The sequence below is a fragment of the Paracoccus liaowanqingii genome (genome assembly GCF_004683865.2).
Classification (GTDB): domain Bacteria; phylum Pseudomonadota; class Alphaproteobacteria; order Rhodobacterales; family Rhodobacteraceae; genus Paracoccus; species Paracoccus liaowanqingii.
The window spans coordinates 2,132,050-2,152,191 of sequence record NZ_CP038439.1 but is presented as its reverse complement, the minus strand read 5'-3'; the positions used below and the strand labels follow the sequence as shown (position 1 = coordinate 2,152,191).

The 20,142-nt window shown below is 68.3% G+C and carries 16 protein-coding genes and 1 tRNA gene; 11 read left to right on the top strand and 6 right to left on the bottom strand.

The genetic code is table 11. The features are described from left to right. The first annotated feature begins 20 nt into the window (after positions 1-20). From E4191_RS10415 to kdsA, 5 genes are all read left to right on the top strand, one after another. The gene (locus E4191_RS10415) at positions 21-1,010 is read left to right on the top strand and encodes a KpsF/GutQ family sugar-phosphate isomerase (protein ID WP_135314430.1); all 990 of its coding nucleotides are present in this window, start codon (positions 21-23) and stop codon (positions 1,008-1,010) included. Positions 1,011-1,300: 290 nt separating this feature from the next. Further along, complete coding sequence (locus tag E4191_RS10410) at positions 1,301-2,341, top strand: hypothetical protein (RefSeq protein ID WP_135313354.1); 1,041 nt, start codon at positions 1,301-1,303, stop codon at positions 2,339-2,341. A 97-nt stretch (positions 2,342-2,438) separates the two neighbouring features. Further along, positions 2,439-6,116, top strand: coding sequence for a glycosyltransferase (locus E4191_RS10405; RefSeq protein ID WP_176562688.1), 3,678 nt, complete (start codon positions 2,439-2,441; stop codon positions 6,114-6,116). A 36-nt stretch (positions 6,117-6,152) separates the two neighbouring features. Then, a complete protein-coding gene (locus tag E4191_RS10400; protein ID WP_176562687.1) occupies positions 6,153-7,202 on the top strand; it encodes a capsular polysaccharide export protein, LipB/KpsS family in 1,050 nt (349 codons plus the stop codon). 137 nt (positions 7,203-7,339) lie between these two features. After that, a complete protein-coding gene (kdsA, locus tag E4191_RS10395) occupies positions 7,340-8,173 on the top strand; it encodes a 3-deoxy-8-phosphooctulonate synthase (RefSeq protein WP_176562686.1) in 834 nt (277 codons plus the stop codon). A 540-nt stretch (positions 8,174-8,713) separates the two neighbouring features. Here the strand turns inward: kdsA and E4191_RS10390 are convergent. Next, positions 8,714-8,803: transfer RNA gene (locus E4191_RS10390), tRNA-Ser, on the bottom strand. A gap of 41 nt (positions 8,804-8,844) precedes the next feature. After that, positions 8,845-9,348 (bottom strand): hypothetical protein, encoded by a 504-nt coding sequence (locus tag E4191_RS10385; protein WP_135313350.1) that lies wholly within the window; start codon positions 9,346-9,348, stop codon positions 8,845-8,847. A gap of 116 nt (positions 9,349-9,464) precedes the next feature. Between E4191_RS10385 and E4191_RS10380 the strand changes: the two genes are divergently transcribed. Continuing rightward, complete coding sequence (locus E4191_RS10380; RefSeq protein ID WP_135313349.1) at positions 9,465-9,875, top strand: SufE family protein; 411 nt, start codon at positions 9,465-9,467, stop codon at positions 9,873-9,875. Here the strand turns inward: E4191_RS10380 and mnmA are convergent. Further along, a complete protein-coding gene (gene mnmA / locus E4191_RS10375; RefSeq protein WP_135313348.1) occupies positions 9,847-11,016 on the bottom strand; it encodes a tRNA 2-thiouridine(34) synthase MnmA in 1,170 nt (389 codons plus the stop codon). The two genes, E4191_RS10380 and mnmA, sit on opposite strands and share 29 nt — an antisense overlap. A 179-nt stretch (positions 11,017-11,195) precedes the next feature. Here mnmA and sciP point away from each other — a divergent pair, with 179 nt between their 5' ends. From sciP to recG, 4 genes are all read left to right on the top strand, one after another. Continuing rightward, the gene (sciP, locus tag E4191_RS10370) at positions 11,196-11,471 is read left to right on the top strand and encodes a CtrA inhibitor SciP (RefSeq protein ID WP_135313347.1); all 276 of its coding nucleotides are present in this window, start codon (positions 11,196-11,198) and stop codon (positions 11,469-11,471) included. Between the two features lie 100 nt (positions 11,472-11,571). Further along, on the top strand, positions 11,572-12,282 hold the full coding sequence (gene ctrA / locus E4191_RS10365; protein WP_135313346.1) for a response regulator transcription factor CtrA: 711 nt from the start codon (positions 11,572-11,574) through the stop codon (positions 12,280-12,282). Positions 12,283-12,409: 127 nt separating this feature from the next. After that, entirely contained in the window at positions 12,410-14,590 is a 2,181-nt protein-coding gene (gene ligA / locus E4191_RS10360) for an NAD-dependent DNA ligase LigA (protein ID WP_407947017.1), read from the top strand. Next, positions 14,587-16,683, top strand: coding sequence for an ATP-dependent DNA helicase RecG (gene recG / locus E4191_RS10355; protein ID WP_135313345.1), 2,097 nt, complete (start codon positions 14,587-14,589; stop codon positions 16,681-16,683). The genes ligA and recG overlap by 4 nt, the downstream gene beginning before the upstream one ends. Before the next feature lie 295 nt (positions 16,684-16,978). On the opposite strand, the gene E4191_RS10350 is transcribed toward recG, so the two are convergent. Beyond that, positions 16,979-17,419: an iron-sulfur cluster assembly scaffold protein gene (locus E4191_RS10350; RefSeq protein WP_135313344.1), complete on the bottom strand. Its 441-nt coding sequence runs from the start codon at positions 17,417-17,419 to the stop codon at positions 16,979-16,981. A gap of 70 nt (positions 17,420-17,489) precedes the next feature. Between E4191_RS10350 and hisI the strand changes: the two genes are divergently transcribed. Then, on the top strand, positions 17,490-17,846 hold the full coding sequence (gene hisI, locus E4191_RS10345) for a phosphoribosyl-AMP cyclohydrolase (protein WP_135313343.1): 357 nt from the start codon (positions 17,490-17,492) through the stop codon (positions 17,844-17,846). Positions 17,847-17,906: 60 nt separating this feature from the next. Here the strand turns inward: hisI and gluQRS are convergent, their stop codons facing one another. Both gluQRS and trmFO read right to left on the bottom strand, forming a co-directional pair. Further along, a complete protein-coding gene (gene gluQRS / locus E4191_RS10340; RefSeq protein WP_135313342.1) occupies positions 17,907-18,758 on the bottom strand; it encodes a tRNA glutamyl-Q(34) synthetase GluQRS in 852 nt (283 codons plus the stop codon). Next, positions 18,740-20,077, bottom strand: coding sequence for a methylenetetrahydrofolate--tRNA-(uracil(54)-C(5))-methyltransferase (FADH(2)-oxidizing) TrmFO (gene trmFO, locus E4191_RS10335; RefSeq protein ID WP_135313341.1), 1,338 nt, complete (start codon positions 20,075-20,077; stop codon positions 18,740-18,742). Before trmFO ends, gluQRS begins: the two co-directional genes overlap by 19 nt. Positions 20,078-20,142 lie beyond the last annotated feature (65 nt).

The following is a 20,142-nucleotide window of genomic DNA, read 5'->3' as shown; positions in this document are numbered from 1 at the left end:
AAGGCAGGGACTGCGTGACCATATCCTCGGAACTTAGGGCTGCCCATTTCCCTGCATCCTTCTCTGCGACGGGCACGGCCGCGCGCGTGCTGCGTCAGGAGGGTGAGGCGCTTAGTCGCTTCGCCGAATCCCTGCCCGTCGATTTCGACGCGGCCGTCGAGAAGATCCTGGCCACGACCGGCCGCATCATCGTGTCGGGTATGGGCAAGTCCGGCCATATCGGACGCAAGATCGCGGCGACGCTGGCCTCGACCGGGACGCCGTCCTTCTTCGTCCATCCGGCAGAGGCCAGCCATGGCGACCTTGGCATGGTCACGCCAAGCGACATCTGCATCCTGATCTCGAACTCGGGCGAAACGGCAGAGCTGTCGGACCTCATCGCCCATTGCGCCCGCTTCAGCGTGACCCTGATCGGGATCTCGAAGCGTCCGGACAGCACGCTGATGCGGGCCGCGGACCTGCGCCTGACCTTGCCCGACCTTCCCGAGGTCTGCTCGATCGGCATGGCGCCCACCACCTCGACCACCCTGACGCTTGGCCTGGGCGATGCGCTGGCCGTGGCGCTGATGGAGGCGCGGGGGTTCCAGTCCGACGAATTCCACGTCTTTCACCCCGGCGGCAAGCTGGGCGCAAGACTGTCGCGCGTCATCCAGCTGATGCACGGTCCGGCCAAGCTGCCGCTGGCCCGCATCGACACGCCGATGAGCGAGGCGATCCTGGAAATGAGCGCCCATGGCTTCGGCATCGTCGGCGTCACCGATGCCGCCGGCAGACTGCACGGCGTGATCTCGGATGGCGACCTGCGGCGCAACATGGTCGGGCTGATCGAACGTCAGGCCGGTCAGGTCTGCACCCGCCAGCCTGTGACCGTGACCCCGGAGACGCTTGCCGCCGAGGCGCTGGCGATCATGAACGCGCACAAGATCAGCGCGCTTTTCGCCGTGGATCACGACGAAAGGCCCGTGGGCATTCTGCATATCCACGATTGCCTGCGGGCCGGGATCGCCTGAAGTCGCGAGGCCTGGCGCGGCGGTTATCCTGTGATCGGAGGGTCCCCTAGGGGGAAACCATCCGATCGGGGATCTGCGGCCTTCTGGCAGTCGGGTCGCGCCAGGGTTGATCCGGCCGCCATTCCATGGTCGGTATCGAGCGGGCGATTGTCGCCACCGGCCGATGCGGGATTGCCATGATCCGGCGACATGCCGGATCGCATTGCACAAGGTCCGGGATGTCTCTGATCAGTCTGAATGTCTCACATCGCCCATCGGGTCCGCTTGCGCCTGTTCGTGACGCGCCTCCCGTGGTGGTCATCGGGGGATCGAACTCGCTGTTGCGCGACGGGTGGGTGGATCAGCTGAAGCAGCTGCATCCGGATCCGGCGGGGGTCCTCAATCTGAGCATCGGGGCCGCCACCACGGCAATGGGGCTTTTCCGGCTGCTTGGCGCCTCCGATCTGCCGCCCGGCTCCGTCATCTTCTGGGAATATTCGCTGAACGAATCGAATTACCTGGCGCATGGTCAGACGGCAGAGCTGCTGATGCACCATACGTCCTGGCTGTTCGAGATCTGCGCCCGGCGCCAGATCCGGGTGCTTCCCGTCCTGCTGTACAACCGGGCCGAGGCCGCCGGGGACGAAGAGAGTCCCTATCGCGCGCTGCTGGCCGATCTGCTGGCCCGGCGCGGGCTTGCCGCCCTGGATGCGCAGGCGCTGTGGAAACGCGACTTCGCGCATCTGCCGGTCGCGCAGCTGTACCGCGACAACCCCCACTATGCGACCGATACCGGATTTCCGGCGGCCCTGGCCCGGGCCGCACTGACCCATGCGGCATCCGCCCGGGTGCCGCGTCCCGATCCTTCGACCTTCGCGGGCAAGGACCTGCGGATCGTCGCCCCGCAGAACGTCGCGCCGGTGCCGTTCGCCAACCGCATCCTGTCCTGCGACATGTTTCCGCTGCGACAGGACCTGCATGTGCCCCTGACGGGCCGGCTTCTGGCCTGCTTCCTGATCTCGTCCCCGTCCGGTCCCGCCATTTCCTTCCGGGCGGGCAGGGACAGTCGCGGCCCTTATTCCACCCGGATCAGTTCCCGCGAAAGCGGCCCCCCTCGGCAGCTCAAGCATCTGCTGCTCTGGTCGCCCCAGTCACCGCCGCTGGTCGCCACGGGCGATCTGGTCGTCACGCTTCACGCCAGCGTCCGGGGAAGGCCGATCGTTCAGCACACGATGGCCTGGAGCAGGCGGGACGAGGATGCGGAGGCCTCCTCGCCTGCGGGGCCGGGAGGATTGATCGGCGTGCTGACGGAAACCGACGATCAGGGCGGCCCACCGGGACTACCGTCCTGACAGTGTTTCGCCTATAGATCCGTCGAAACAGCAGCAGCATCCGCTCATCTCCTGCGCCAGTGTCGGAAGGAGATCGCGGCAAAAGGTGGCCATGCCCATGACGACGACGCCGAAGGACAGCCGGAAGACCCTGCGCGGGATGCCCAAGGCGACCCCCGTGGGAGGAGAGCTTCACCGTCAGTTCCTGCAGCTGCTGGACCGATCCCATCCCGACGGGGCGGAAGGGGCAGAGGCCGATTTCCGTCAGTCGCTCTGGGCCCGTCGCGAACGGCCCCACCGGATCGGCTTTCAGCGCAGCAACCTGCAGACGGCGTTTTCGGCCAACCTGTCGCGCGTCTTCCCGAACCTGATCGCCATCGACGATCCCGAGATCGACGGCGATGCGCCGGTGCTGATGTACGGGGCGGTTCTGGATGACCTGTCCAAATCCCATGACAGCACCAAGGCCCTGCTGCCCCATGTCCGGCCGACCGATTCGGTCACGTTCTTCGAGATGGGCTTTCTCGCCTCGACCACCAGCTGGTCCGAAGCGCTGGCGTCGCGCAGCCCGCAGCAGGCCTGCCTGGGCTACATCTTCGACGACCGCGCGCAATACTACATGTCGGATTACGAAACCCGGCTGGACGAGAAGCTGAATGGCGATTTCGAACTGTCGCCGGCCGAACGCGACCGGGCCGAACGTGCCATGCGCCGGATCGTCGAGGCCGGCATCTCGAAATACAATTCCCAGCCCTTCTACCGGCCTGCCGTGTCGCCCGGCTATGCCCGCCGCGTGCTGGTCGTGGACCAGAACTTCTCGGATGCGTCGACCTTCTACGGGCGCGCCAGCGAGACGGACTTTCAGGCGATGCTGCAGGCAGCCATCGCCGAGAATCCCGATGCCGAGATCCTGGTCAAGACGCATCCCGACCTGAACTGGGTCAAGGGGGGCACCCGGCGGGGCTACTTCGACCGGATGACGTCCTCGGGGCGGGTGCGGATGGTCCGCGACAGCGTCAACCCGTTCGAACTGTTCGATCTGGTCGACAAGGTCTATGTCGGCACCTCCGGCATGGGGCTCGAGGCGCTTCTGGCTGGCAAGCAGGTGGTCTGCTTCGGTGCGCCGTCCTATGCGGGCTGGGGTCTGACGGATGACCGGACCGAGGTGCCTCACCGTCATCGCAGGCGCGATCTGGCCGAACTGTTCCACGCATTCTACATCTGGTACACGATCTATCACCTGCCCGAGGGTCCGGTGCCGGCCCGGATCGAGGATGTGCTGGACTTCATCGAGCAGCATCGCCCCGTCCGCCCTATCCCCAGGGTCGTTTCGGCCGAGCCGGCCATCTCGATCATCATTCCGGTCCACGGGGTCGAGAACTATCTGGCCGAATGCCTCATCTCGATTCAGAAGCAGACATTCCAGGATTTCGAGGTGATCCTGATCGATGATGTCAGCCCGGACCGCTCGGCCGAGATCGCCGAAGGCTACGCCGCGCGGGATCCGCGCATCCGGCTGATCCGGCGCACCGAGAATATCGGACCCGGCTTCGCCCGCAATCAGGGCGTGGAGGTTGCGCGCGGGCGCTATGTCCTGTTCATCGATCCCGACGACTACATGCCCGATGCCGACCATCTGGGGCGGATCGTGACCATGGCCGACGAGGACCAGGCCGACATGGTCCGCTATCGCAAGCGCCGCGAGCAGGTCGAGGATGCGGACGGCGTCCTGCTGCAGATGCGCCCGGATGCGACCGAAGCCTTCTTCCCGGACGAGATGCGCGGCGTCAGCGTGGCCAGCCATCCGCAGATCGCCCATTCCCGGCATTTCTGGAACTGGCTCTATCGCCGCGATTTCCTGGCCCGACATGACGTCCGCTTCCTGACCACCTATCGCGAGGAACGCGCCTTCCTGCTGCAGGCCTACATGGCGGATCCGCGGATCTCGATCTGCGACAGCGACGGCGTCGTCTACCGCATTCGTCAGGACAGCGCGGTCCGGCGCGCGCAGACCATGACGGATGTCGACGACCAGCTGCACAATTTCGATCTGGTCATCACCCATCTGCAGCAGCATGGCGCGCTGGACCCCGCCTCGCCGCATGCGTGGCTGGCCCGGTTCCAGGTCTCGCAGTTCATGCACTACCTGTATTTCGGCTTCGCCTGGAAAACGGCGAAGGCAGAGAAGGGGACGGCGCGGTTCCTCGACAGGCTGGCTGCCACGCTGGAGCGCAGCGACATGGGGCCGCGCGACCTGATCCCCGATCCCTCGCAGCTGTCGCGCCCGCATCTTCAGGCCGGCGCCTATGGTCTTCTTCTGGCGGCCACCCGACTGCAGCGGGCCGACCTGATCGAGACTGCCCTGGCCCTGGAGCCGATCGCCGCCGCCGATCTTTATGCCGAATATCTGCGTCTGCCCGAAACCCCTGCCCAGCAGCATCTGCAGGAGGCGCTGAACGTCTATGCCCGTAACGAGCGGGTCGCGGCGGACCCGTCGCCGGAGGCCATGGCAACCCCCGCGACGCGCCCGCGCCTGATCATCCATCTGGGGGCGACCAAGACCGGCAGCACCGCGCTGCAGCATCTGCTGGAGGACAATCGTCCCGCCCTGCTGCGCGACGGGGTCTGGTATCCCGAGGTCGGGCTGTTCTGGCAACTCAACCGGCCCCACAAGCAGGCCGGGCATTCCCGCTTCATGGCCGAAGCCATGAAGAACGGGCAGAGCCTGCGCCAGCATCTGCTGCAGGGGCTGGCGTTGATGCCGGGGCGGATCCATACGATCGTCCTGTCGTCGGAGGCCTTCTTCCTCAGCCGGAATTCCGCGGCACTGGCCACGCATTTCAGCGGTTTCGATGTCGAGATGGTCGTCTATCTGCGACGCCAGGACGAATGGGCCAATTCGCAATATGCCGAATTCGTGGCGGGCGGCGCCATCAATTCCACGTCGCAATCCTTTGACAAATGGCTGGGAACGCCCGAGACCAAGACATTCCTCGACTATGACAAGCTGATCCGCAGCTGGGAGCAGCTTCTGCCTCGACAGTCGATCCATGTGCGCCGCTATCTTCGCCAACCCGGATCGGACTGGGAGATCGTCCGGGATTTCGCAAGCGCGACGGGACTGGCGCAGATCACGGCTCTGCCGGCGCCGTCCCGCATCAAGGCCAACGAGGCGCGGCTCTCGGGCACCCATGTCGAGCTGATCCGCCTGTTCAACAAGCGGAAGTTTCCAAGCAAGAACGCCTATCTGAGCTTCGTCGAGACGGCAGCCTCGCGGCTGACCGAATGGCGGCACGCGAACGGCCTGCCCATGCCGGCCCCCTGGCTGCTGTCGGAAGAGACCGCCGACCGGATCATGGACAGGGCCGCCTCGGGGAACGGCCGGATCGCGCGGGACTATTTCGGCCTGGACGCCGGCAGCCTGTTCCTGCCGCGCGCGCAGCCGCCTGCCGAATGTCCGCTGCACCTGTCCGAGTTCCGCATCGTCGAGACCGCCTATGCCGATGCCGTCCAGCAACAGCCCAAATCGAAGGCGCGGCGCCTGGCCAATTACGGCCCCTTGAACTGGCGGCTGTGGTCCTCGATCCCGCTCCTGGCAAAGGCCTACCGCCTGCGCGGCAGACCGGATCTGGCCAATGACCTGCGCAGCGATCCGACCGCGTTTGCCCGCGCGCATTGGACGGGGCGCCATCCGAAGCTGCGGTGGCTGGCCTATTCGACCGCCAAACCGGGTGGTCCGCGCAGGATCCTGAAGACGTATCTACGCGGTCTGGCGCCGCTGGTGCGGCGCGGATAGCGGGACATGGGCACTGGCGGGTCGGGCAGGCGGCGAGTGATCCTGGAGGTTCCCGAAGCCTGGTTCGCCAATCCGAGCGATGGCGACCGGCACCGGATGTTCTATACCTCGACGCTGGCGGCTCTGGCGGAACTGGGGCTTCTGATCGACCCGGTCTGGCTGCCGCGGGGGGCCGAACGCGCGCCGCGCCCCGGCGCCGACCGGTCGGACCTGATCATCAGCTTCCACTCTTACGGCGATGCGGCGGGGAACCTGCTCCGCTGCAAGGAATCCTATATCCCGCCCTTCTACAGCCTCGACCCGATGGGCTATGCCTGCTTTTCGCAGCTTGCGACGCAGCCCGAGCTGTTCCAGGCGGCGATCGCCGCAAAAGATCAGGGGGCGGCGACCCGCTTCCGCGAGACCCTCTCGCAGGACCTTCGCCGTCACAACCGATCCAAATATCCCCAGCCCGATCCGGTGGACGCGCCCGAAGAGGCCGGCTACGTCTTCGTACCCCTGCAGGTGCTGAACGACTCGGTTGCAAAGGGGGCCTTCCTCGACCCGGGCGAGGCTCTGCTCACGGTGATCCGTGCCGCCTCCGCTTGCGGATTGCGCACCGTCATCAAGCGCCACCCACGCTGCACCAGCGCCCGCATGGCCAGCCTGCTGGAGGACCTGTCGCGTCGACCGCAGGTCGCCGTCTCGACCCGATCGATCCATCGCCTGATCGAGGGGGCGGCACTGGTGGTGGGTGCCAATTCCGGCGTCCTTTTCGAGGCTTTGGTCCAGGGCAAGCCGGTCGTCAGCTATGCGGCATCGGATTTCGCCCCGGTCACGCAGCAGGTGCGGAACCATGCCGATCTGGCCCGGGCCATTGCCGCACCCGCGCCGCCGGATGCAGGGTGGCGCGACCGCTTCCTGTTCTGGTATCTGACGGACTACTGTCTCCGCGCCGACGATGTCCCCGCCATCCGGCGCCGCATCGCGGCCGCGCTGGATTGGACCGATGCAGGGCATGATGCGACGGACCTGCGGCGCCCCGGCTATCAGCGCGGGCTTTACCTGTATTCGCTGATCGACCGCATCAAGCGGCGCCTCTTCTAGAGGGCCGGCCGCACGCAAATGCGGTCCCGGCAGCGCCGTTTCGGCGTGATCGGCTTGACCTGTCCTGCAACCCCACCGATAGAGGCAGCCGACCCGGTCCGCTGCGGCCCTCTCACATGACTGCAAGGATGAAGCGCATGTCCCATATCGTAAACATCGGCGATCTCCGCATCGGAGGCGCGAACCCCATCTCGCTGATCCTCGGGCCGTGCCAGCTGGAAAGCCGCGACCATGCCCGGATGATGGTCGAGAAGATCGCCGAAGCCTGCGCACCGACCGGCACCCGCTTCATCTTCAAGGCAAGCTACGACAAGGCCAACCGGTCCTCGCTCTCGGGCCAGCGCGGGCTTGGCGTGGAAAAGGGTCTGCAGATCCTGGGCGACATCAAGGCCGAGTTCGGCGTGCCGGTGTTGACCGACGTCCACGAGGCCGCCCACTGCGCCGTGGCCGCCGAGGTCTGCGACGTGCTGCAGATTCCGGCCTTCCTGTGCCGGCAGACCGATCTTCTGCTTGCGGCGGGGGAAACGGGACGGGCGATCAACGTCAAGAAGGGGCAGTTCCTGGCCCCCTGGGACATGGTGCATGTCGCGGCCAAGCTCGAATCGACCGGCAACCGCAACATCATGCTGTGCGAGCGCGGCACCTCGTTCGGATACAACACCCTGGTGACCGATTTCCGGGGTCTGCCCACGATGGCGCGGACCGGCTGGCCCGTGGTTTTCGACGCCACACATTCGGTGCAGCAGCCCGGCGGCCTGGGCGGCTCGTCGGGCGGCCAGCGGGAATTCGCACCGGTGCTTGCCCGTGCCGCCTGTGCGGTCGGTGTCTCGGCGCTGTTCATCGAGACCCACGAGGACCCCGACCGCGCGCCCTCGGACGGCCCCAACATGATCCCCATCGAGCAGATGGCGGCGCTGATCGCCGATCTGCGGGCCTTCGATGCCCTCGCCAAGGACCGGCTGGCGGCATGAGCCTTGGCCGCATCCTCCTCCGCCACTTCGAGGCCTGAACCGGAACCGGCGACAGCTGGGCAATGACGACTTCGCAAGATGCGCTTGTTTCCCCGGTGAGGCAAGAGTTCGTCGCCAAGCGGATGCAGTCACGCCAGCAGGTCATCGGTCCCTTGCCGATGGCACGGGAGGTGAAAACGGCCGCTGCTGACGCGGGCACCAAGTGGTCTGACCTGAGTACCTGCGTTTCCCGCGAACATAGTTCTAGGCGTTCCTGATGCGCACACGGGGCAGGCTGTTGCACTTTTCCAGCAAAAGGGCCTCGCCGCCGCGACGCAGGCCCTCTCGAAAATACAGTTGGAGGGAGTGCCGGACCCGAGGCCATGCTTCACTTTCTTTTAGAAGAACTCTGAACGGATGCGTGGCCCGGGCATGCGGACATCCGTGCCCGGACGTGCCGCGCATTTTTAGCCAATGCCGAAATCCATCGGACGATTGTACGCTGAGGGATGATCTATCCCTTGGAAGACATCATGAAAGCAGTGATCTAAGGTGGGATGCTGGCGGAGGCGGTGGGATTCGAACCCACGGTGGGCTTGCACCCACGTCGGTTTTCAAGACCGGTGCATTCAACCACTCTGCCACGCCTCCGACCTCGCTCGATTAGCGCGGGGGCGGGGGCGGTGCAAGGCTTAGCGGCGCAGGGTCACCGTGCCGCCGGCGCCGGCGATCTCGATGGCCGAGATCTGCGACAGCTGCACGAAGCTCAACGGCAGGGCCACCGTGATCGTGTCGGTGGCGGGGCTGGCGGGCAGGGCGGCGGCCGGGCTGCCCGCCGCGGGCGGCACCGCGACGAAGCGCAGGCGCAGGACGCCGTCGGCATCGGGGGCCAGGGCGTCTCCGGGCTGGGGGCGGGCGGTGACGAGGGCCGCCGAGTGATAGCCCTTGACCGGGCCGAAGCCGCGCAGGACCAGCAGACGCCCCTCGGGCAGGGGCTGCCAGTCGGCGCCGAGGATCTGGGGGACCGCGGGGCGCAGGTCGGCGCTTGCGGCATAGCCGCCCTCGGGGATGATGGATTGCGGCGCGGTGGTGGTGCCGGGGCCCCAGCCGAGCGGGTTCCAGCCGCTGTCCCCGAACCGCCCGCAGCCCGACAGGATCAGGGCGCCGATCAGCAGCGGCAGGGTCAGTCTGGTCATGGCGCGTCCCTTCGGCGGTCTTTTCCCGGTGATAGGCGATCCGGGCCGCGCGGAAAAGCCTCTTTGACCTCGGCCCGCCCCCGGGCTAGGTCCGGAGGCGGTCACAGGAGAACGCCATGCCCACCCCCGCCTTCGAGGATATCGCCCAGACCTTCGACTTTCTGGATGACTGGGAAGAGCGGTATCGCCACCTGATCGAGCTGGGCCGCGCGATGCCGCCGCTGGACCCGGCCTTCCAGGTGCCCGCCACCAAGGTCGATGGCTGCGCCAGCCAGGTCTGGATCCTGCCCCGGCTGGAGGAGGACCGCTTCGACTTCCAGGGCGAAAGCGACGCGATGATCGTGCGCGGGCTGATCGCGGTGCTGCATGCGCTCTATGCGGGGCTGCCGCCGGACCAGGTGGGGCAGGTCGACGCCCAGGCCGCGCTGGCGCGGTTGGGCCTGGACGAGCATCTGTCCGCGCAGCGCTCGAACGGGGTGCGCGCGATGATCGGCCGGATCAGGCAGCTGGCCGCCGACGCAGGCTGATCCAGCCGCCGCCCAGCACGCGGGTGCCTTGGGCCTCGTAGAAGACGCAGGCCTGGCCGGGGCTGACGCCGTCCTCGGGGTCCAGCAGCTCGACCTCAGCGCGGCGGCCGGGTAGGGGCCGCAGGACCGCCGGGCGCGGCGGCCGGGTCGAGCGGATGCGCACCAGGCAGGGGATCTCGCCCGCGAAGGGCTGGTCGCCCAGCCAGTTCACCTCGGTCACGGCGACGGTCTTCGTCGACAGCGCCTCGCGCGGTCCGACGACGACGCGGCGCGTCTCGGGCTCCAGCCGCAGCACATACAGGGGATCGCCGCCGCCGATGCCCAGGCCCCGCCGCTGGCCGATCGTGTAGTGGATCACGCCCCGGTGGCGGCCCAGCACATGGCCCTGCTGGTCGACGATCTCGCCCGGATCGGCGGCGCCGGGGCGCAGCTTCTCGATCACGGCGGCATAGTCGCCATTGGGGACGAAGCAGATGTCCTGGCTGTCGGGCTTGTCCGCGACGCCCAGGCCGTACGTGCTTGCCAAGGCCCGGGTTTCCGCCTTGCTGACCAGATGGCCCAAGGGGAAGCGCAGGAAGTCCAGCTGCTCCTGCGTGGTCGAGAACAGGAAATAGCTCTGGTCGCGGGCCGGGTCGGCGGCCATGTGCAGTTCCGCCCGATGGGGGCCGGGCTTGCGCTGGATGTAATGGCCCGTCGCCATGCAGTCGGCGTCCAGATCGCGCGCCGTCTGCAGCAGGTCGCGGAACTTGACCCGCTCGTTGCAGCGGATGCAGGGGACCGGTGTCGCGCCCGCCAGATAGGCGTCGGCGAATTCGTCGATCACCGATTCGCGGAACTTGTTCTCGTAATCCAGCACGTAATGGGGAAAGCCCATGCGCTCGGCCACGCGGCGCGCATCGTGGATGTCCTGGCCCGCGCAGCAGGCGCCTTTCTTGGCCAGCGCCGCGCCGTGATCGTAAAGCTGCAGCGTGACGCCGATGACGTCATAGCCCTCGGCCTTCAGCTGCGCCGCCACGACGGAACTGTCGACGCCCCCCGACATCGCCACGACGACCCGCGTCTGGGCGGGCGGCTTTGCGAAACCCAGGCTGTTCAGCTCCGCCGTCGGGGCGGGCGCAGGGGCGGTGGCGATCAGGGTCATTGGCGGTCTTTCGGCCCGGCGGGCATGTCGAAGGGGGCGGGCATCTGCGAACTGCATCGAAATATAGGCAAATGCTTGGGATTCTCAACCCCGGGCCGGGCCTTGCGGCCGTTCTGGCTAACCCCGCCTTAAAGTGTCTGGGGCAAGCATGGGGCCATGTCGAGAAAGGATGCTGGCCCATGTTCGTGAAGAAGACATCCGGTCCGCGGATCGTGACCCTGGCGGACGGGCGCATCCTCTCGGTGGCGGACCTGCCGCCTCCGGACACGCGATGGGTCGCCAACCGCAAGCAGACGGTGGTCCTGGCCGTGACCCACGGGCTGATCGCGCGAGAGGAGGCGTTGCGCCGCTATGGCCTGTCCGACGAGGAATTCGACGGCTGGTGCAGGGCCGTTGCCCGGCACGGAACGGCGGGACTAAAGGTCGCATCGGCACAAAAATATAGACAACTTTAGATTGCGTGGGTCAGAAGGGCCGGACTGATAACCTCATCTTAACCAGTTCGCGGGATTGTCGGTGTGATGACGAGTGACGATTCGGGGGAAAGACGGACCAATGCGAATTCTTCTGGTGGAGGACGATCCCAGCACCGCGCGGGCGATCGAACTGATGCTGACGGCGGCCAGCTACAACGTGTTCCGGACCGACATGGGCGAGGAAGGCATCGATCTGGCCAAGCTGTACGACTATGACCTGATCCTGCTGGACCTGGACCTGCCCGACATGCACGGGATGGAGGTGCTGCGGCATCTGCGCCTGGCCCGGATCGACACGCCCATCCTGATCCTGACCGGGTCGGACGACACCGAAAGCAAGCTGCGCGGCTTCGGCTTCGGCGCCGACGACTACATGACCAAGCCCTTCAACCGCGAGGAACTGCAGGCCCGGATCCAGGCGATCATCCGCCGCTCCAAGGGGCACAGCCAGGCGCTGATCCGGACCGGAGAGATCGTGGTGAACCTGGACGCGCGCTCGGTCGAGGTGCGGGGCAAGCCGGTGAACCTGACCGGCAAGGAATACCAGATCCTGGAACTTCTGAGCCTGCGCAAGGGCACGACCCTGACCAAGGAGATGTTTCTCAACCATCTCTATGGCGGCATGGACGAGCCCGAGCTGAAGATCATCGACGTCTTCATCTGCAAGCTGCGCAAGAAGCTGACCGAGGCGCTGGGCGGCGACAGCCTGATCGAGACGGTCTGGGGCCGGGGCTATGTGCTGCGCGATCCGGGCCCCAGCCACGAGGAGCGCTTGGCCGTCAGCGCCTGACCGGGATGCTGGCGGCCCCTTGCGATGCCGGCACCAATGCCGGTCTGGACGATTCCGCCCCCTTGGGCGATACCCTCGGCTGACGGGACCGGCGCGATCCGGCCGGGATCAGGGCAAGAGGGCAGAGATGGCGGAGAACATGGCCGACCGGCAGCCGGTCACGGAACTGGACGACGAGACCGCCGCCGCCGAGATCGCCGACCTGTCCGCCCGGGTCGCGGCGGCGAACGCGGCCTATCACCAGCAGGACGCGCCGCAGATCGCGGATGCCGAGTACGATGCGCTCAAGGCGCGGCTGGCGGCACTGGAAAAGGGCTTCCCCCATCTGGCCCTGCCCGACAGTCCGACGGGGCAGGTGGGCGCCGCCCCCGCCGAGGGTTTCGGCAAGGTCACCCATGCGCAGCGCATGATGTCCCTGGGCAATGCCTTCACCGCCGAGGAGGTCGCGGATTTCGCGACCCGCATCCGCGCCTTCCTGGCCCTGCCGGCGGACAGCGCGCTGGACATGACGGCCGAGCCCAAGATCGACGGGCTGTCCCTGTCCCTGCGCTATGAGAAGGGCCGTCTGGTCCAGGCGGCCACGCGCGGCGACGGGCACGTGGGCGAGAACGTGACCGCCAATGCCCGCACCATCGCCGACATCCCGCAGATCCTGACCGCCGATCCCCCCGCCATCCTCGAGGTGCGGGGCGAGGTCTACATGAGCCACGCAGACTTCGAGACGCTGAACGCCTCGGAGGCCGGGCGGGTCTTCGCCAATCCCCGGAACGCCGCGGCGGGATCCCTGCGCCAGATCGACCCGGCGGTGACCGCCCGCCGCCCGCTGCGCTTCTTCGCCTATGGCTGGGGCGAGGTCTCGGCCCCGCTGGCGCCCACGCAGATGCAATCGGTGGAGCGGCTGCGGGACCTGGGCTTCCAGACCAACCCGCTGACCCGCCTCTGCCGCACCCCCGAGGAGATGATCGCGACCTGGGCGGCGATCGAGCAGCAGCGCGCGACCCTGGGCTATGACATCGATGGGGTCGTCTACAAGGTGAACGACCTAGGCTTTCAGGGGCGGCTCGGCTTCCGCTCGACCACGCCGCGATGGGCGCTGGCCCACAAGTTCCCGGCCGAGACCGCCTGGACGCGGCTGGACCGGATCGAGATCCAGGTGGGCCGCACCGGCGCCCTGTCGCCCGTCGCCCGGCTGGAGCCGGTGACCGTGGGCGGGGTGGTCGTCTCGAACGCCACGCTGCACAACGAGGATTACATCGCCGGGCGCGACAACACCGGTGCGCCGATCCGCGAGGGGCGCGACATCCGCGAGGGCGACTGGGTCAAGGTCTATCGCGCCGGCGACGTGATCCCCAAGATCGCCGATATCGACCTGTTGCGGCGTCCCGAGGGCAGCGTGCCCTATGTCTATCCGGTCCTCTGCCCCGAATGCGGGTCCGAGGCGATCCGCGAGCCGGGCGACAGCGTGCGTCGCTGCACCGGCGGGCTGATCTGCCCCGCGCAGGCGGTCGAGAAGCTGAAGCATTTCGTCAGCCGGGCCGCCTTCGACATCGAGGGCCTGGGCGCCAGGCAGGTCGAGATGTTCTTCGCCGACCCGGACCTGCCCATCCGCGAACCCGCCGACATCTTCACTTTGGCGGCGCGCGACGCGAGGAACCTGGGCCGTCTGAAGAACCGCGACGGGTTCGGCGCAAGGTCCGCCGACAAGCTGTTCGCGGCCATCGAGGAAAAGCGTGCCATCCCCTTGGCGCGGCTGGTCTTTGCATTGGGCATCCGGCATGTGGGCGAGGTCGCCTCGGCCACGCTGGCGCGCCATTTCGGCACCTGGGAGGCGCTGGTCGCCGCCATCGACGGGGCGGCGCGCGAGCCAGCCTTCGCCGCGCCCGACGACAAGGCCCGGCGCGCGACGCTGCCCGATAGCCCCCACTGGGCCGAGCTGACCGGCATCGACGGGATCGGCGCGGTGCTGGTCCATTCGCTGGTCACGACCTTCGCGCAGGCTTCGGAACGGCAGGGGATCGACCGGCTGGTGGCGCAGCTGGACGTGCTGCCGGCCCAGGATCCCGGTGCGGCGGTGACCGAGATCTCGGGCAAGACGCTGGTCTTCACCGGCACGCTGGAACGGATGACCCGGGCCGAGGCCAAGGCCCGGGCCGAGGCGATGGGCGCCAAGGTCGCGGGCTCGGTCAGTGCCAAGACCGATCTGCTGATCGCGGGGCCGGGGGCGGGGTCCAAGGCCGCGAAGGCCACCGATCTGGGCGTCACCGTCATCGACGAGGACGAATGGCTGCGCATCGCGGGCGCGCAATGACCGAAGTCAAAGGTCGCCCTCCGGCGCTGTTTCCGCTGTTCGCCAGCATCGACACGCTGCCCGGCATCGGCCCCAAGGGCCGCGCCGCGCTGGAGCAGATGGGCATCGACAAGCCCCGCGACCTGATCCTGACCCTGCCCGCCAGCGGGGTGACGCGCCGCCGCATCGCCCGGATCGCGGATGCGCGCGCCCCCGAGGTCGTCACCGTCACCGTGACCGTCACGCGCCATCACCCGCCACAGGCCAAGGGCCGCCCGTGGCGCGTGCATTGCAGCGACGGCGCGGGCGATCTGACGCTGATCTTCTTCCGCCCCCGCGCCGAATGGCTTGAGGGGCAGCTGCCCCCCGGCGCCCGCCGCACCATCAGCGGCAAGCTGGAGCTGTTCGACGGGCTGGCGCAGATGGTCCATCCCGACCATATCCAGCCCGAGGGCGACGCCCCGCCCGCCGAGTTCGAGCCGGTCTATCCCCTCTCGGCCGGGCTGACCCAGAAGGGCATGGCCAAGGCGGTCGAGGCCGCGCTGACGCGCCTGCCCGAGGCCGCCGAATGGATCGACCCGCATCTGCTGGCCACGCGCGGCTGGCCGGGCTTTGCGCAGGCGCTGCACGATGCCCATACGCCGCGCGCGGCGGCGGACCTGTCGCCCGACACGCCCGCGCGGGCGCGGCTGGCCTATGACGAGTTCCTGGCCCACCAGATGACCCTGGCGCTGGTGCGGCGCGAGAAGCGGCGCCAGAAGGGCCGCGCCAGCGCGGGCGACGGGCGGTTGCGGGCGCGGGTGCTGGACAGCCTGCCCTGGCCGCCGACCGTAGCGCAGACCCGCACCGCCGCCGAGATCGCCGCCGACATGGCCTCGGACCAGCGGATGAACCGGCTGCTGCAGGGGGATGTGGGTGCGGGCAAGACGCTGGTGGCGATGCTGTCGGCGCTGGCTGCGGTCGAGGCGGGGGGCCAGGCCGTCCTGATGGCGCCCACCGAGATCCTGGCGCGCCAGCATGCCCGCGCGCTGGAGCCTCTGGCGCAGGCGGCGGGCGTGCGGCTGGCCGCCCTGACGGGCCGCGACAAGCGCGAGCTGCGCGGGCAGATCCTGGAGGATCTGGCCCACGGGCGCATCGACATCCTGGTGGGCACCCATGCAGTCTTCCAGAAGGATGTGCAGTTCCGCGATCTGCGGCTGGCGATCATCGACGAGCAGCACCGCTTCGGCGTGGCCCAACGGTTGCAGCTGTCGGCCAAGGGCGAGGTGCCGCCCGACATGCTGATCATGACGGCGACCCCCATCCCCCGGTCGCTGGCGCTGTCCCATTACGGCGATCTGGACCTGTCGGTGCTGGACGAGAAGCCTCCGGGCCGCCAGCCGATCACCACCGTCATGATCGCCGACCAGCGCATCGATCAGGTGACCGAGCGGCTGCGCGCTGCCATGGCGCAGGGGGCGCGGGCCTATTGGGTCTGCCCGCTGGTCGACGAGAGCGAGGTCAGCGACCTGACCGCCGCCGAGGGGCGCTTCACCCATCTGCGGGCGATCTTCGGCGAGGCGGTGCGGCTGGTCCACGGCCAGATGCCGCCCGATCAGCGCGACATGGCGATGGCGGATTTCGCCTCGGGGCGGGCGCAGCTGCTGGTGGCAACGACGGTGATCGAGGTGGGGGTCGACGTGCCGCAGGCCACGATCATGGTGATCGAGCGCGCCGAAAGCTTCGGCCTGGCGCAGCTGCACCAGCTGCGTGGGCGCGTGGGGCGGGGGACGGGCGCCTCGACCTGCCTCCTGATGTATCATCCGCCCCTGAACGAGACCGGCGCGCGGCGCCTGACCACCCTGCGCGACACCGAGGACGGGTTCCGCATCGCCGAGGTCGATCTGGAGATGCGCGGTGCGGGCGATGTCATCGGCACGGCGCAGTCGGGCCTGCCGCGGTTCCGCATCGCCGATCTGGAACACCAGTCCGGCCTGATGGCGGTGGCGCGGCAGGATGCCCGTGCGCTGCTGGAACGTGACCCCGGGCTGGACAGCCCGCGCGGGCAGGCGCTGCGGCTGCTGATGTGGCTGATGCAGCAGGATCAGGCGATCCGGCTGATTCAGGTCGGCTGACCCCGGATGTTCTCATAAAGTTCTTTACGAATCGGTAAAATTGTAAGAACAAAGGAGCAACAGAGAGAGGAGTTGCCCCGTGACCCGTGAACTTGCCACCGATATGCTCGGCGCCGCCGCCTTGGCCCTGACCACCATTGTCCTGCTGTGGATGCCCGCATTCCTTCAGGTCTGACCGCCTGCCCCGCGTTGCCCGACCGGCGCCCGCCTGTGCGTCTGTCCCGTCCCGGCACGCGCACCTGGACCGACCCTGGCAGGGGTCGGTCCCTTTTTTTCGCCTGAAGGGTCGGGTCGGTCAGGCGGCGGCCTTGTCCATCGCCTCCAGCGTGGCGTCCCAAGCCAGCAGGATCGAGGCGTGGCGGTTGGGATAGGCCCGGGCCGGGGTCAGCGCCTCGAGATCGCCGAAGGGGGCATCGGGGGCGGGGGCGTCCCGGGTCAGCATGTCGCGCAGCTGGTCGCGCGCCGTCGACAGGGCCGCCCGGTCCAGCCCGATGACCGCTTGGCCCAGCACCGAGGCCGAGGCCTGGCCTAAGGCGCAGGCCCGCACCTCCTGTGCGAATTCGCTGATCCGGTCGCCCTGCAGCGACAGATGCACCGTGACCGAAGATCCGCATTGCGGCGAGCGGCGCTGGACGCTCGCCTGCGGGGCGGTCAGTATGCCCTGATGCGGGATGGCCGTCGTCAGGGCCAGGATGCGGCGCGAGTAGAGCTGCAGAAGATCGCTGTCGGACATCATTCCTCCGGTCGGGCTTTCCCGCGGCATCGTCCCGGATTAGATAGGGACGCTCCCCGCGAAAGGAAACCCGATGTTCGATCCCCTCAGCTTGAAATATGACGCGGCGGGGCTGATCCCGGCCATCGCGCAGGATGCGGGCACGGGCGAGGTGCTGATGATGGCCTGGATGAACGCCGATGCCGTGGCGCGCACGCTGGAGACGGGGCGGGTGACCTATTGGTCGCGCTCGCGCCAGGCCTTCTGGGTCAAGGGCGAAAGCTCGGGTCATGTGCAGGCGCTGGTCGAGATGCGGCTGGATTGCGACCGCGACTGCCTGCTGCTGCGGGTCGATCAGACGGGGCCGGCCTGCCACACGAACCGGCGGAGCTGCTTCTACAGGGCGGTGCGTGACGGGGCCGAGGTCGAGATCATGGCACCGATGGGGTGAGGGGGGCGCTGCCCCCGTCCTGCGGACTCCCCCCGGGATATTTCCCGCCAAGATGAAGGGTCAGAGGCCGATCATCTGGCGGATGTCGGCGGGGGTGGCGCCCTCGTCGCGGTAGTGGCGGATGGCGCGGGCGTCGTCGCGCTTGGCCAGGCGGCGGCCGGCGTCGTCGCGGATCAGGCGGTGGTGCAGGTAGGCGGGCGTCGGCAGGTCCAGCAGGCGCTGCAGCAGGACATGGATGTAGGTCGCGTCGAACAGGTCCTTGCCGCGCGTGACCAGCGTGATGCCTTGGGCCGCGTCGTCCACCACCACCGCCAGGTGATAGGACGTGCCCATGCCGCGCCGGGACAGGATCACGTCGCCGATGCCCTGCGCGACCTGGTCGCGGGTCAGGACGTGGTCGTGATCGGGCAGGACCCTGCGGTCGCGAAAGCCGATCCGGTCGAGGCCGAGCGCCTCGAAGGCGCGGGCGGTGTCGAGGCGGATCACGTCGTCGGGGCCGGCATCGCGCAGGTCCCGGCCCCGGCAGGTGCCGGGATAGACGAGGCCGTCGGGACCGGCCGGCAGGGCACCTTCCTGCGGGGCCGACAGGGCGGCGCGGATGTCGCCGCGGCGGCAGCGGCAGGGATAGCTCAGCGGCGCCAGCCGATCGAGCGCGGCCCGGTAGGCGGGCAGGCGGTCGGATTGCCGCATCACCGGCTGCGGCCAGTCGAGGCCCAGCCAATGCAGGTCGTCATGGATCGCCGCCTCGAATTCGGGGCGGCAGCGGTCGCGGTCGATATCCTCGATGCGCAGATGGAAGGCGCCCTGGGCGGCGGCGGTCAGGGCCGAGAAGGCATGGCCCAGATGCAGCAGCCCGGTGGGCGAGGGGGCGAAGCGCGTGACCTCGCCCGGGCCTATTGCGCGGCCAGCCATGCGGCGAAGTCATCCTTGGCGCGCTGCGTGTAGGCCGGATAGCGGTCCTTGCGGCCCCGGCGCCCGCTGCGCGCCTCGGGCAGGGGCGGGAAGAGGCCGAAATTCACGTTCATCGGCTGGAAGGTCTTGGCCTCGGCCCCGCCGGTGATGTGATGGATCAGCGCGCCCATCGCGGTGGTGACGGGCGGCGGCGGCAGGTCGCGGCCCAGGGCTTGGGCGGCGGCCATGCGGCCCGCCAGCAGGCCCATCGCGGCGCTTTCGACATAGCCCTCGACCCCGGTCACCTGGCCCGCGAAGCGCAGGTTCGGGCGCAGGCGCAGCCGCATGCGGTCGTCCAGCAGCGTGGGCGAATTGAGAAAGCTGTTCCTGTGGATGCCGCCGAGGCGCGCGAAGCTGGCCTCCTGCAGGCCGGGGATCATGCGGAAGACCTGGATCTGCGCGCCGTACTTCATCTTGGTCTGGAAGCCCACGATATTGTAGAGCGTTCCCAAGGCATTGTCGCGGCGCAGCTGGACCACGGCATAGGCCTTTTCGTCCGGCTTGTGCGGATTGGTCAGGCCCACGGGCTTCATGGGGCCGAAGCGCAGCGTCTCGCGGCCACGCTCGGCCATGACCTCGATGGGCAGGCAGCCGTCGAAATAGCCCGCCGTCTCGCCTTCGTGGAACTCGGTCTTCTCGGCGGCCAGAAGGGCGTCGATGAAGGCCTCGTAGTCGGGCTTGGTCATCGGGCAGTTGATATAGGCCTTCTGCTCGGCCAGCGTCTCGCCCTTGTCGTAGCGGCTCTGTTCCCAAGCCACGCTCATGTCGATCGTGTCGGCATGCACGATGGGCGCGATGGCGTCGAAGAAGGCCAGCGCCTCGGTGCCGGTCACGCCGCGGATGGCAGAGGCCAGCGCGTCCGAGGTCAGCGGGCCCGTCGCCACGATCCAGTTGCCGTCCGAGGGCAGGTCGGTCACCTCGCCCGGCGCGAAGGTGATCAGCGGCTCGGCCCGCAGCGCCTGCGTGACCGAGGCGGCAAAGGCCTCGCGGTCGACGGCCAGCGCGCCGCCGGCGGGCAGGCGGTGGCGGGCGGCCATGGCCATGATCAGCCCGTCCGCGGCCCGCATCTCCCAATGCAGCTGGCCCACGGCGTTCATCACGTCGTCATCCGAGCGGAAGCTGTTCGAGCAGACCATCTCGGCGCAGTCGCCGGACTTGTGGGCGAAGGTCGCCACCTGCGGGCGCATCTCGTGCAGCACCACGGGGATGCCCGCGCGGGTGATCTGCCAGGCGGCCTCGGATCCGGCCAGGCCGGCGCCGACGATGTGAACGGGGTCCATGCGTGTCTCCATGCGGGTGGGGCTAGCAAAGCGGCCCGGAATTGGAAAGGGGCGGCGCCGATGGC

Bases quoted from the DNA above. Each gene is read 5' to 3' on its own strand.
- E4191_RS10405 (WP_176562688.1), top strand. From the start codon at position 2,439: ATGACGACGACGCCGAAGGACAGCCGGAAGACCCTGCGCGGGATGCCC.
- kdsA (WP_176562686.1), top strand. From the start codon at position 7,340: ATGTCCCATATCGTAAACATCGGCGATCTCCGCATCGGAGGCGCGAAC.
- E4191_RS10385 (WP_135313350.1), bottom strand. From the start codon at position 9,348: ATGACCAGACTGACCCTGCCGCTGCTGATCGGCGCCCTGATCCTGTCG.
- E4191_RS10380 (WP_135313349.1), top strand. From the start codon at position 9,465: ATGCCCACCCCCGCCTTCGAGGATATCGCCCAGACCTTCGACTTTCTG.
- mnmA (WP_135313348.1), bottom strand. From the start codon at position 11,016: ATGACCCTGATCGCCACCGCCCCTGCGCCCGCCCCGACGGCGGAGCTG.
- sciP (WP_135313347.1), top strand. From the start codon at position 11,196: ATGTTCGTGAAGAAGACATCCGGTCCGCGGATCGTGACCCTGGCGGAC.
- ctrA (WP_135313346.1), top strand. From the start codon at position 11,572: ATGCGAATTCTTCTGGTGGAGGACGATCCCAGCACCGCGCGGGCGATC.
- ligA (WP_407947017.1), top strand. From the start codon at position 12,410: ATGGCGGAGAACATGGCCGACCGGCAGCCGGTCACGGAACTGGACGAC.
- recG (WP_135313345.1), top strand. From the start codon at position 14,587: ATGACCGAAGTCAAAGGTCGCCCTCCGGCGCTGTTTCCGCTGTTCGCC.
- E4191_RS10350 (WP_135313344.1), bottom strand. From the start codon at position 17,419: ATGATGTCCGACAGCGATCTTCTGCAGCTCTACTCGCGCCGCATCCTG.
- hisI (WP_135313343.1), top strand. From the start codon at position 17,490: ATGTTCGATCCCCTCAGCTTGAAATATGACGCGGCGGGGCTGATCCCG.
- gluQRS (WP_135313342.1), bottom strand. From the start codon at position 18,758: ATGGCTGGCCGCGCAATAGGCCCGGGCGAGGTCACGCGCTTCGCCCCC.
- trmFO (WP_135313341.1), bottom strand. From the start codon at position 20,077: ATGGACCCCGTTCACATCGTCGGCGCCGGCCTGGCCGGATCCGAGGCC.